The organism is Chryseobacterium elymi, assembly GCF_003385495.1.
GTDB classification, from domain to species: Bacteria; Bacteroidota; Bacteroidia; order Flavobacteriales; family Weeksellaceae; genus Chryseobacterium; species Chryseobacterium elymi.
Genome location: NZ_QNUH01000008.1, coordinates 77,311 through 89,575 on the forward strand (window position 1 = coordinate 77,311; position 12,265 = coordinate 89,575).

10 protein-coding genes are annotated in these 12,265 nt (G+C 37.4%); 2 read left to right on the forward strand and 8 right to left on the reverse strand.

What is annotated here, in order from left to right; translation table 11 throughout:
• Nucleotides 1-27: 27 nt before the first annotated feature.
• Both DRF60_RS11145 and DRF60_RS11150 read left to right on the forward strand, forming a co-directional pair.
• Nucleotides 28-585 carry a YdeI/OmpD-associated family protein gene (locus DRF60_RS11145; protein ID WP_116012139.1) on the forward strand — a complete coding sequence of 186 codons (558 nt, stop codon included), beginning with the start codon at nt 28-30 and terminating at the stop codon, nt 583-585.
• 22 nt (nt 586-607) lie between these two features.
• On the forward strand, nt 608-1,006 hold the full coding sequence (locus tag DRF60_RS11150) for an immunity 22 family protein (RefSeq protein WP_116012140.1): 399 nt from the start codon (nt 608-610) through the stop codon (nt 1,004-1,006).
• 434 nt (nt 1,007-1,440) lie between these two features.
• Here the strand turns inward: DRF60_RS11150 and polA are convergent, their stop codons facing one another.
• The 8 genes from polA to DRF60_RS11190 all read right to left on the reverse strand — a co-directional run bounded on the left by polA (nt 1,441) and on the right by DRF60_RS11190 (nt 12,261).
• The gene (polA, locus tag DRF60_RS11155; protein ID WP_116012141.1) at nt 1,441-4,275 is read right to left on the reverse strand and encodes a DNA polymerase I; all 2,835 of its coding nucleotides are present in this window, start codon (nt 4,273-4,275) and stop codon (nt 1,441-1,443) included.
• A 162-nt stretch (nt 4,276-4,437) separates the two neighbouring features.
• The gene (gene tssD, locus DRF60_RS11160) at nt 4,438-4,848 is read right to left on the reverse strand and encodes a type VI secretion system tube protein TssD (protein WP_174772298.1); all 411 of its coding nucleotides are present in this window, start codon (nt 4,846-4,848) and stop codon (nt 4,438-4,440) included.
• Between the two features lie 312 nt (nt 4,849-5,160).
• Nucleotides 5,161-6,072, reverse strand: coding sequence for an ankyrin repeat domain-containing protein (locus tag DRF60_RS11165; RefSeq protein WP_238640192.1), 912 nt, complete (start codon nt 6,070-6,072; stop codon nt 5,161-5,163).
• Nucleotide 6,073: 1 nt separating this feature from the next.
• The gene (locus DRF60_RS11170) at nt 6,074-7,321 is read right to left on the reverse strand and encodes a PAAR-like protein (protein ID WP_116012142.1); all 1,248 of its coding nucleotides are present in this window, start codon (nt 7,319-7,321) and stop codon (nt 6,074-6,076) included.
• 19 nt (nt 7,322-7,340) lie between these two features.
• On the reverse strand, nt 7,341-8,195 hold the full coding sequence (locus DRF60_RS11175) for a hypothetical protein (protein WP_116012143.1): 855 nt from the start codon (nt 8,193-8,195) through the stop codon (nt 7,341-7,343).
• A gap of 34 nt (nt 8,196-8,229) precedes the next feature.
• Nucleotides 8,230-10,425 carry a type VI secretion system Vgr family protein gene (locus tag DRF60_RS11180; RefSeq protein WP_116012144.1) on the reverse strand — a complete coding sequence of 732 codons (2,196 nt, stop codon included), beginning with the start codon at nt 10,423-10,425 and terminating at the stop codon, nt 8,230-8,232.
• Between the two features lie 212 nt (nt 10,426-10,637).
• On the reverse strand, nt 10,638-11,048 hold the full coding sequence (gene tssD, locus DRF60_RS11185) for a type VI secretion system tube protein TssD (protein WP_185144586.1): 411 nt from the start codon (nt 11,046-11,048) through the stop codon (nt 10,638-10,640).
• A gap of 340 nt (nt 11,049-11,388) precedes the next feature.
• Nucleotides 11,389-12,261 carry a lytic transglycosylase domain-containing protein gene (locus DRF60_RS11190; RefSeq protein WP_116012146.1) on the reverse strand — a complete coding sequence of 291 codons (873 nt, stop codon included), beginning with the start codon at nt 12,259-12,261 and terminating at the stop codon, nt 11,389-11,391.
• Nucleotides 12,262-12,265: the final 4 nt, after the last annotated feature.

Sequence of the window (12,265 nt, forward strand, 5' to 3'; positions counted from 1 at the left end):
ACACTTTAATTCAATAAAAAATTCACAATGACGCCTACCTTTTTTGCAACAAAGGAAGAATTCAGGAAGTGGCTGGAGGAAAACCATACAAAAGAAAAAGAGATTCTGGTGGGCTTCTATAAAAAAGACAGCGGAAAACCTTCTATGAACTGGTCTGAATCTGTGGATCAGGCTTTATGTTTTGGGTGGATAGACAGTGTAAGAAGATCTTTAGACTCAGAAAGTTATTCTAATCGTTTTACACCAAGAAAACCGAATAGCATCTGGAGTATCATCAATATAAAAAAAGTGGAAGAGATAACGAAAGTCGGGCTTATGACCTTAGAAGGGCAAAAAGCATTTGAAGCAAGAAAAGAAGATAAAACGGGAATCTACTCTCATGAGAAAGAGAAAATCATTCTTGATCCGGCGTATGAAAAGCAATTTAAAACCCATAAAAATGCCTGGACTTTTTTTGAAAAACAGGCTCCTTCTTATAAAAGGATGGCCATTCACTGGCTGATGAGTGCAAAACAGGAAAAAACAAGGCTTTCGAGACTGGAAAAGGTCATTGGTGAAAGTGAACAGCTAAAGAGATTAAAATAAATATACTTTAAAAAAATAATTTATGGAGAAAGAAATTTCACACTTTTGGTTGGGATATTTTAAAAATGAGGACGCTTTTAATGATTTTGCGGAAGAAGATGAGAAATATTATACAGAAGAGGAAACTGAGGATCTTTACGTTTCAAAATTTGCAGAATCACAACATATCCAATGGTTTGATTATGATTTTATGGAATATGGTTTTGAAGATGAAAGTTTAGGCATCTACGAAAAGTTTACCGATTATTCTTATGCTGATCAATGGCTTCCCGTTGTGGAACAGAAGATCAATGAGCTCGGCCTGGAAACTCCGGTAAATGCTATTATTTTCGCCAACAAACATGTAATTCCCAATCCGGTTTCGGTGAATGATGAGGAGTATGCATTATATTACATCGGTGAAATTGAATACAATATCTAGCTTTCTGTGAGAAGGGCTTTAATAAAGGATCATAAGAATCTGCTGAAGGTTTTTGTGATCCTTCTGAATTTTGGTGTGATCAGGAAAGAGTATATTGCCACATGGGCTGATTTTACAAAACTTTCTTAAAAATAATACAAAAGTAGTATTTCACAGGAAATTTAAACTTCTTATCTTTATCTGGTATTGATTTGAATGAATTGTCATTCTTTTTAAATACAGGCCTTAAAAAACCAGAGACGAAGGTAAAATCGATGAGGTGAAAAATGATTACAAATTTTCTGTACTATGCAGAAAGTTGAGAAGACTAAAGCTTTTAGTCTTCTTTTTTATTTTAAAAGGCCAGATCGAGCAATCTTTATCCCAAGTTCGGACAAAAAAATAAGGTGAGTTTAAATTTAAAACCCACCTTATTTTAATTTTACAATATTTTCTTAATGCGCTTCCAGCCAGTTATTCCCTACTCCCACTTCTACCAATAAAGGCACCTGTGTTTCCAAAGCGCTTTCCATCTCAGTTTTAATTAATTTTGAAGCTGCTTCAATCTCGTCTACCGGAGCTTCAAATATAAGTTCGTCATGCACCTGAAGAAGCATTTTAGTCTGCAGCTGCTGTTCTTTAAGTTCCTTATCAATTTTGATCATGGCTAGCTTTACAACATCTGCTGCACTTCCCTGAACGGGTGCATTGACGGCATTCCTTTCTGCATGTCCTCTCACCACGAAATTATTGGAATTGATGTCTTTTAAATGACGTTTTCTTCCTAATATCGTTTCTACATATCCTATCTGGCGGGCTTTACTGACTTGCTCTGCCATATATTCTTTTAGTTTTGGATAGGTTTCAAAGTAAGCTTCGATCATTTGCTTGGCTTCCGTTCTTGAAAGTCCGGTCTGCTCTGCCAGCGCAAAGGCTCCCTGTCCGTAGATAATACCGAAATTCACGGTCTTTGCCTGGCTTCTCTGGGTTTTGGAAACTTCTTCCAGAGGAATTTTAAACAGTTTGGCAGCTGTTGAAGCGTGAATATCTTCTCCGGCCTGGAAAGCTTTAATCATATTTTCTTCTCCTGAAATTTCGGCAATCAGGCGAAGTTCAATCTGAGAGTAATCGGCAGAGATGATCTTTTTTCCTTCTCCAGAAACAAAAGCTCCTCTGATCTGTTGCCCACGCAGTGTCCTGATCGGGATATTCTGAAGATTGGGATTTACACTTGCCAGACGTCCTGTAGCAGCAGTAGTCTGGGAAAAATTGGTATGTACCCTGCTGTCATGCTTATCGATCTGGGAAGGCAAAGCATCTACATAGGTAGATTTCAACTTCTGATAGGTTCTGTATTCCAGGATATGCTTAATGATCTCATGTTTTGAGCTCAGCTTTTGAAGAACATCTTCTGAAGTTGCATACTGTCCTGTTTTTGTTTTCTTGGCTTTGGGATCCAGCTGCATTTTTTCGAACAGGATTTCTCCAAGCTGTTTGGGGGAATTCATGTTGAATTCTTCTCCGGAAAGTTCAAAAATCTTGGTTTCCAGCTGTCTCAGGTCATTTTCAAGATCGATACTTTCCTGGGCCAGCCATTTTTCATCGAGTGAAATTCCGGCCAGTTCCATTTTAGCAAGAACTTCCATCAGAGGCATTTCTATTTTAAAGAAAAGGTCTTCCAAGTTTTCTTTTTTTAATTGTGGAGCAAACAGCTCGTACAACTGGAAAGTTACATCGGCATCTTCCGCAGCATAATCGGTTTGTGTTCTCAGGTCTGCATCTCTGAAAGACCCCTGATTTTTTCCTTTTTTCCCGATAATGGTTTCAATGGAGACCGGTTTATAATTGAGATAGACTTCGGAAAGGTAATCCATTCCGTGTCTTCCGTCCGGATTCAGCAGGTAATGGGCAATCATGGTATCAAACATCGCCCCTTTTACTGTAATATCGTACTGCTTTAATATTTTATAATCGAATTTTAAATTGTGAGCAATTTTCAACAGGTCTTCTTTCTCAAAGAACGGTCTGAAAATTTCCAGTGTCTGAAGCACTTCTCCTTTGTCCTCGGATAAAGGGACATAGTAAGCCAGCCCTTTTTTATAGGAAAAACTCATTCCTACAAGCTCTGCCTCCAATTCGTTCAGTGAAGTGGTTTCTGTATCAAAACAGACTGCTTTCTGCTCTAATAAGTTACTGACCAATATCTTTTGTGCTTTTGGATTATTCACAAACTGGTATAGATGGTCGCTCTTGTCGATGGATGTTTTGGTAGAAGTCGCCTGATCCAGTTCTTCAAAATTGGCAAACAGGTCAAGCTGCATTACCTGTCCTTTTATTTCGGTACCAACAGAGGTTTGTGTCATTTCCACTTCACTTACAATAACAGTTTCTGCCGGTGCAGAAGCAAATGCCCGATACAGGTTTTCATATAATCTCCTGAATTCTATTTCGTCAAAAACTTCTTTTACTTTTTCGAAATCCGGGGTATCAAGATCATATTGTTCCTGATGGAATTCTATAGGTGCATCGCAGATGATGGTTGCCAGCTTTTTAGATAAAATTCCGCGTTCTGCCGAAGCTTCTACTTTTTCCTTCAGCTTTCCTTTCAGCTTATCGGTGTTTGCAAGCAGGGTTTCTATGTTCCCAAATTCTTTAAGGAATTTCATGGCTGTTTTTTCTCCCACTCCTTCTAGTCCGGGGATATTGTCCACCGCATCTCCCATCATTGCAAGAAAGTCGATGACCTGTTTAGGGTCATCTATCTCATATTTTGCCTTTACTTCTTCTACTCCAAGAATTTCTATGTCACCTCCTTTTAAACCTGGTTTATAGATTTTAATTTTATCTGTAACCAATTGGGCAAAGTCTTTATCGGGTGTTACCATAAAAGTGGTATAACCTTCTTTTTCTGCTTTGCAGGCAATGGTTCCTATCACATCATCCGCTTCATAACCTTCTACTCCTAAGATGGGGATATGCATTGCCTCCAAAATTCTGTAAATGTATGGAACAGCTATTTTGATTGCTTCAGGAGTCTCACTTCTGTTTGCCTTATAATCTGAATAGTCATCCGTTCTTACACTTGCCTGTCCTACGTCAAAAACTACTGCGAGATGGGTCGGCTTTTCTCTTCTGATCAATTCGATCAGGGAATTGGTAAAACCGAAAATAGCAGAGGTATCCAAACCTTTGCTGGTCAGCCTGGGATTCCTGATCAATGCGTAATATCCTCTGAATATCATCGCATAAGCATCGATGAGAAAGAGTCTTTTATCTTGTGTTGCGTCCATAATGTCTATAATGAACAAATATAAGAAAATAGGAATATTTTCGGGTTATAAGTTTTTAGAATATGCTGTTTAAAAGTATTGTAAGATTGTCATAAAAAAACAGAACAGCATTTCTGCTGCTCTGTCCTGATGTTATTTTTTCACTAAAAGACTTGGGTCTTATTAATGACCTGATGAAGGCCACATTCCGCGGTACTCAGAGTTACCAAGAGTGATAACTTCTGCGCTCACTACGAAGCTGATCAGCATACTGTTGCTGTCAACCGCATCGAAATCTACTTCATGCTGGATCACATATCCGTTCTCCCACTTCAAAGTAGTTAATGTACCTTCTTCATGAGATTTATTGAAGGTAACTTCTCCTGTTGTCGGCTTATATTTTCCGTTCAATAAACTTTCTAAGATATCAGATTTCTCAGTAGCTTCTACTGTCACTTTAATCAATGCGTTTGACGGGTCTGATGCTACACGTCCTGACACGTCTGTTGATCTTGATACGCTGTAGTTAAGCTTTAATAGTTTCTGACCTTCTCCTCCGTTGAATTTTAAGATTCCTCTTGAATTTGCTGCCATGATTTGTAAATTTTAATTGTTATATAATGTGAATAGTGATTGATTACAGAGCAAAGATAGAATCGATACAGGTAAAGAAAAAGTTTTTGAATGTAAATCTGAAATATTGTAGTAATTCTACGATTTGATGTAGTAATTCTACGACTTTTGATTTAACATAATACTGTAAATGTCTGTTTAAAGTAGAAATGATGCTTTTAAGAGAGCTCAATTTCTTTATATTTTTACACTATTATGAGAAATATAAAAATAAAATCAGACCCTGCTGGATCTGATTTTTATATTTTATTAAAGTATTGTTTCCGGTTGTCTTTATTTTCCTTTTACAATAGCCAAATCTTCCTGATAACGGTTTTCACCGTAATTCTTTTTGAAATTGACTGATATTTTATCTTTAGGGCTCAGGTTTTCATAAAGCTTGATCCTGAGTTTTGCCTCTTCTATTGTATCTTTTTGGTAAGGAAACTGAACATTGTATTTTTCAATCAACTGTTTTTTAAATGCTAATATTTCATTTAAATTTTCCGTTTTATTAAATTTCCTTTGATTTTCTTCCTCGAACTGAATATAGCCAGCCACCGGACAAATATTCGTTCCAGAAATAACAGGCTGCCCACCTTTTTCTAAAAAATAAATAGCAAGGTTTAGATCATCTCTTGCTGCTGTTTCCATAATATTACTTCCATTAAAAGAGATATTATTAATATCAGCACCATTCTGAATCAAATAATCGATCATTTTTCTTTCAGTATTCTCAAGCCCTCCAATCATCATAGCGTCACATAGCGGGGAATCTCCTAAAGCAGGATTAGGATTAGCTTTATACTTAAAAAGCAATTTAAGCATTTCATAGTTATTAAGGGCTACTGCATGATTTAAAGGAGACTCTAATCCTTCATTAGGAACTATAATATCAGGATCAGCACCCAATTTCAGGAGATCTTCCATTGCATTAAGGTTTTCAATGATAGAAGCATACATAAGCAATGTATATCCTGTTTCTTCCTGTAATTTGTTAAGATCAATGTTTTTTTCTTTAATAACCTGCTCCATACCGGCAATATCACCATCAAACATTTTTTGAGCAGCTAATAAACCGTCTCCTTTGAACATTTTTGAAGGAGGATACTGGTTTCTATTTTCTTTTTTACGAGATCTGAGACTAAAATCTGAACAGGAAAAAAATGTCATGGTGGAAAGTATTAGTAAAATAATTGGTTTCATATTATGAATTATTTGCTACAACATCTGTATTAATATTGGCTACCATAGCCTGAAGTGCATCTGCATACGCACCATGTCCGCTCCCTAAGGTTTTAATACCAAGCCCTTCATTGTCTTCAATATATCCGAAGATTTCATTTTGTTCTCCTAAAGCTCTTGGTGCGGCTCCAGTAAGACCACCTACTATGGCAATTTTATTAAGTCCGGGAATTCTTGAAAATGCCAATGTAGCAAGTAATCCTTCCCTGTTATTTTGCAATCCGTTAAGGATATCATTGCTTGTACTATAGTTGATGATATTTGAAGTTGATCCTACAGCTTTCTTTTCATCAAGATACTTCAGGGTATTACTATGTACCCCTCTTGCATTGAAAGTATAACCAGGAAGTCCTGTATAGTAGGAAGCCATTGCGCTATTTCCTCCTCCTAACGAGTGCCCCGTAAATTTTACTTTTCCGTTAGTTGCCTCATTCATCTTTTTGGCAAGGTTTCTCGTCTTTTCTATCTGAGGTGTATTAAAGCCAAAGGCTTGCCCTCCATCTTCTATTACCCAGTCTTTTATAAACTGATCACCGGCTTCCGAGCCTCTAAAAGCCACAAAATATTCCCCAGTATTTTTGTTATAGTACAAAGACGAAAAGAAACCGTTATCTTTATTTGTATTAAAATCTTTTTCCGTTAATACTCCGGGGCCGAATAATTTATCCAATTCATTCTGATCATCGGTATTGATGCGGGTGTATCCGTCTATAGTAGTATTTTGTCCTTTATTATCTTCGTAAGAATCCTGTGCCATTTTACTGGCAATAACAGCTTCCTGTAATTGGACAACCGGTAAATGAAAAGTAACCTCTCCTCCTATGAAACAATGTAAGCTGGAATTTTGCAGTAAAGGTTTTTTATTTTCAATTCTTACTTTTGGATGGGTGTTTTTCCAATCGCTTCCTTTGCATAGAAATGAGCAAATATTCAGGCAGTCATCAATAAGGGCACTCCCTGCCCAGGCTGCTGCAGCCAAAACCAAAAGTCCGCCGGAAAAAGCTGCTGCTACAGCAACTCCAGCTAAAGCTCCGGCTATCATCATTTCAGGACAAATAAAATTGTCTTTAAAACGGTCATCCTCCGTAGCCATTAGTTTGGCCCCTTTTTTCAAGTTTACCGAAGACTGGGAACTGACTCCAATTCCTATCAACCTTCTGCCTTTACTACAGATAAGCGGAGTGCCTTGTGCGATATATAATTGACTCATAGTGACAGTGAATTAATTGTTATTTTTTATTTAATCTTACATGATATCTGCAGACATAAATCATTTTTTCATTAAGTTCTTCTTTCACATGGAATATGATCTCAGATAATACCGAATCTTCATTATAGATATATTCTCCTTCTATTGCATATTTATATTCCAAAGGATTCCCCAGGGTTCTCTGATATTTATCTTGATATATATTTTCAAACCTGGATTCATTCCCTTTACTTTTCCCGTCCAACTTAACAGTATAACCCCCTTCTTCATTTTTTGAAATTCCGTATGCAGAACTGTATATCAGTTCCTCTCCGGGAAAAAGCGTTGATAAAGTAGTTCTTAGAGGGATTTCATCTGTAAAACTCCCTCCTGCGAATACCGGTAAAGGGTAAAACATAATCTGGTACAATAAATTCCGCCCAATATTACGGTCTATATTATTAAACTCTTTATCATAAATCTGAATAAAAGTTTTATAACTCTCTTTTACCAGTTCAAAGAAATGTAAGTCTTTTTTTATCTCCTCCCATTTACTTAAAATTTCATTTTTGTTGGTGACTTCATTAATGCTTTTATCCGTATTCAAAGATAATTTTACTACCTCTGTTGCCTTATTTATTTTCTCAAGGATTTCATAAAAAGGCTGCATTTGCCCATCTGACTGAATATACCGCTGGCTAGAAGACTCCACAGTGATGTGGTTGTATTCACCCGGCAATAGGGTCCAGTCTTGTTCTATTTCCGTCTGGTTGGCTTTTCCTGTTCCTAATGTAAGATAGGATTTTATATTGATATGATACTCTGCTTTTTTATACCAGGCATATTTAAATCCTGATAAGTCATTATTTTCTTCATTATTCGGTTCCAATGTCATGCCTTGCTAAGTTTTTAGAATAAATTGCCCAACACTAGTTAATATCAACTTTGCTTCCGGTAATAAAAAGATCTCCTGTTGCATTAATTGAAGTGATCGATTTACTGTGAATGCTCAGCTTATCCTGTGTTACTAGTAAAGCATTCTGTAACGAATTCAAATCCAGCATTCCTTCTTTGGCAGAAATAGTGATTCCTTCTTTGGTGATCGTAATGCTGTTTTCTCCCACCTTTAATTCAATTTTTGTTTTTCCTTCCACAGATATGTTTCCACTGGCATCCATTTTTAAAACTGAATTGGCCCCTTCACCTTCTTTTCCTCCAACATTAACAGAACTCATACTGCCAGCATTTACCGTATTATTACTTCCTACGTTTACCGTTTTATTATTATTGGCATTGGTCTCTGCATTTCCCGCTCCATCAAATTTCATATTGGCACCGCCCTGATCGGTCAGAAAAACAGAACCTTCACCATCATTTAATTCTAATTTATTTCCGCTTCTGCTGCTTAAACTTTTTATGTTATTACCGGTTCCGCCTCCACACCCGATTCCGCCATGGAACATTCCTCCCATAACAAACGGACGGTCCGGGTGCTGATGAACAAAATTTACAATGACCTGATCTCCAACCTCAGGAATGGCCATAAATCCTCTATTCTTGCTTACTTTATCACTACTTCCCGCATCTGGTGTCATTACCCGTACAAATTCAGTGGTATCCTGTCCTCCCTGCCAGTCAAACTGAACTTTCACTCTTCCCTGATTCATCGGGTCTGTATTGGAAACTACCTTAGCAAATTGCGGTTCTGCTTTCGGAGCTTCAAATTCAGGGCGGGGAATAAATCCTGTGTCTGCAGCAATAGCTTCAAAAACGCCATCATAATAACCTCTTGCATCTACTTCATGGGTAACCCCTACAATCATTAATTTGGTAAAATATGAGGTATCATTGGTATCTGTTTTACGCATTTCGATATCTGCTGTACATCCGGGATATAAGAACGGGACCGTTGTAGATCCTGAAGTGATGAAAACCTCTGATGCTTTGCTCCCTGCTGTTCCTTTCTGGGATGCATCAATATCCATAAATGATGTAGCCTTAATTGGTGCAACTCTTAAAGAAGGTGTCTTAAAAGTTCTTTCTGATATTTCATAAGCCCGTTTAGCAATATCCGAAGTATGGCTGATTTTTGAGCTTCCGGCAGTCAGTTTTTCATTTTTACTGCTGTTGTAGCCATAAAAACTCGGACTAACGTGCTGAGCTTTCATCCTGATCGCAATATCGCTTACACTGCTCCCATAGGTAAGCTTTACAGGTTTTTCCTGTGGCGGGAGCTTCCCGAAATGAAGAACTTCACCATCATAATAAAACTGTTCACCATACGCTTCAGCAATTCTTGCCAGATAATTGTAATGCGTTTCTTCATATTGAGAGCTGTAAGAAACATTGCCGTGATGGGCATCTACCCTGAAATCAAATTTATCCTGTCCCAGGCCTTCTTTTATCACATGATCAGCAATACTGTTCAGACTTACTTCCTGCCCGCCTCCGAAACTCTGAATATGAGGTGCCGCATCAAGCAGCACTGTCGGGCTGAAACCCTTTAGAACAATATTTCCAAGGCTTCCTTTTTCCTGACTGAATCCCACTTCTGTAATAACTCCCACAAAATTGCGCTCAGGCCCCTGTTCAATATCTTTATATTTAAATACTACTGTAATTCTTTTTCCTAAAAAGTTTTGTGCTTCCCGTAAATTATGATTTTCTGCGCTGCCCAAAGTATCATGCGCCAGCATCAGACTGAATTCATGATGTTTCAAAGCACTCTGAATCAGCTTAAAATGTTTGAAGTGCTTAATCATCTGGCCTTCTATCACAATATCCAGCATCACAACGCGGTTAATCCCCACAATCATACTTTCGGGAATAGCCTGTGCATTGTGTATCTTGGAGGTAGGTTGCTTTGACCATACTTTGTTTTCAGTAACAGATGGATGATTGGGAACCAAGTTCTGATTCATAAACTGTTGTGAACCCTGAGAGGTGCCGGAATAAATATCCTGAGCCTTTTTTGCAGATTTTTTAATGGCTTCATCCGCTTTCTGATGCCTATCATCTACTTTTTGTACAGCAATAACTTCAGCATCTTTCAGCTGGTCTTCTGCGGTATTTTTTATACTGGTTTGTGGGTTCTGTATCTTTATCGATTCATCATTCTTAAACATAATATGTATTTTTTTGTTTAATTATATCATAAATTTGAATAGTTTCCAGTGGCTTCCAATAGGGACAGCCTATCAATCCTTACACAACCGGCTTATATAAGAACTGTGTTAAGACCGTTTTGGTCCATTGTCCAGAAACGGCAAAACAGAACAGTGTATTCTTGCGAACACACTATTCTGTACCAATTTATTTTACTAAGATGATGTTCAGATTATCTACCCTCCAAAGGCCAGAGGCCTTCAAACTTAGAATTACCGTAGTCAATTGTTTCTGCACTTACAACAAAACTGATCAGCATACTGTTTTCATCTATTGCATCGAACTCTACCTGGTGCTGAATCACATAGCCATTGGTCCAGTTTAAAGTAATCAGTGTTCCTTCTTCATGAGATTTGTTGAAAGTAACCTCTCCTGTTGTGGGCTTATATTTTCCGTTCAATAAGCTCTCAAGGATGTCAGATTTTTCAGTAGCTTCTACTGTAATTTTGATTAGGGCATTGGAAGGGTCTGATGCTACACGTCCAGATACGTCTGTTGATCTTGATACGCTGTAGTTAAGCTTTAATAGCTTCTGCCCTTCTCCTCCGTTGAATTTTAAGATTCCTCTTGAATTTGCTGCCATGATTGGTAAATTTTAATCGTTAATATTTTGTGATTTGGTGATTGATTGTATAACAAATATATAACGTCATATTATGATAAAAAAGCTTTTGAATGTAAATTTGAAATTTTGTAGTAATTCTACTACAATAGATTTAAAATAAACTACAATAGATTGATTTTAAATATTTTAGACCTAACCCACAACAGCATCTACAACAGCAATTTCACACTTAAAAGAGAAATATTAAGAATTTTTAAGAACAATTAGCCTATCCTTAACAAGGATTATAATATCTATTGACATAAAAAAACCGCCACTAAAAATGTTACGGTTTAAATTATGATATACTGTTCAGGTTTTACTGCTGTTGTATACGGTTTCCTTCTTTTATAGAACGGGAAAGAATTTTATTTTTCTTCAAAAGAAAATCCGGCATGAGATCGGTAGGAAGATAAAGAGGGCTCTCTCCTTTTTTCTGTAGTTCCTCGACGATTCCGGGGTTCCAGGCCAGAATTTCATTCATTTCCACATCCAATTCATCAGCAATGACATCGAGATTAAATCCGGCGTTGATTTCTGTTTCCTGAAGCGGCGCAGCATTATTTTTACCGCTTCCACCTTCTGTAAAGAAAATTTTATTGAGTCTTGAAGAGTTATAGTTGTTCAGCACACTCTCCAGTTCGCCGGTTGCATAGCAGGCATTCAGGTATTTTTTAACGTGATTGATTGTTTCACCAGGAAGATATTTAGAAAATATATGATATTGTGTTGAACCTGCATTCTGCATCGCTTTGCCAATATTTCCTTCACCACAGTTATAAGCTGCGACAACGGTAATCCAATCGCCATACTTTCTGTAGAGATTCGCCAGGGAAACTACAGCTGTCTTGGTACTTTTATAGACATCCGTGCGGTTTTGTTCTGTAAGCCCGTACTGATTGGCATGGGAGGTCATAAACTGCCATATTCCTACTGCTCCGGCACCTGAGGTTATATTTCTGTTGAAATGCGACTCAATAAGGGCCAGATTTCTTAAATGTTTTGGCAGCCCCTTTTGTACCAATGAATATTCTATAAATTCAACGATTTCCTTATTCGCATTGATAATATTATTGTACTTTTTCACACTGCTTTCCGAAGTATCGGAAGCCGCAAGAAACTGTCCGTTCACTGTTACAAAAGTCCCTGCCAGCAACAGTCCTGTAAAAATATTTTTGAATACAGTTTTCATTTTA

Coding starts and splice junctions, on each gene's coding strand:
- DRF60_RS11145 (WP_116012139.1), top strand. CDS start 28: ATGACGCCTACCTTTTTTGCAACAAAGGAAGAATTCAGGAAGTGGCTG.
- DRF60_RS11150 (WP_116012140.1), top strand. CDS start 608: ATGGAGAAAGAAATTTCACACTTTTGGTTGGGATATTTTAAAAATGAG.
- polA (WP_116012141.1), bottom strand. CDS start 4,275: ATGGACGCAACACAAGATAAAAGACTCTTTCTCATCGATGCTTATGCG.
- tssD (WP_174772298.1), bottom strand. CDS start 4,848: ATGGCAGCAAATTCAAGAGGAATCTTAAAATTCAACGGAGGAGAAGGT.
- DRF60_RS11165 (WP_238640192.1), bottom strand. CDS start 6,072: ATGAAACCAATTATTTTACTAATACTTTCCACCATGACATTTTTTTCC.
- DRF60_RS11170 (WP_116012142.1), bottom strand. CDS start 7,321: ATGAGTCAATTATATATCGCACAAGGCACTCCGCTTATCTGTAGTAAA.
- DRF60_RS11175 (WP_116012143.1), bottom strand. CDS start 8,195: ATGACATTGGAACCGAATAATGAAGAAAATAATGACTTATCAGGATTT.
- DRF60_RS11180 (WP_116012144.1), bottom strand. CDS start 10,425: ATGTTTAAGAATGATGAATCGATAAAGATACAGAACCCACAAACCAGT.
- tssD (WP_185144586.1), bottom strand. CDS start 11,048: ATGGCAGCAAATTCAAGAGGAATCTTAAAATTCAACGGAGGAGAAGGG.
- DRF60_RS11190 (WP_116012146.1), bottom strand. CDS start 12,261: ATGAAAACTGTATTCAAAAATATTTTTACAGGACTGTTGCTGGCAGGG.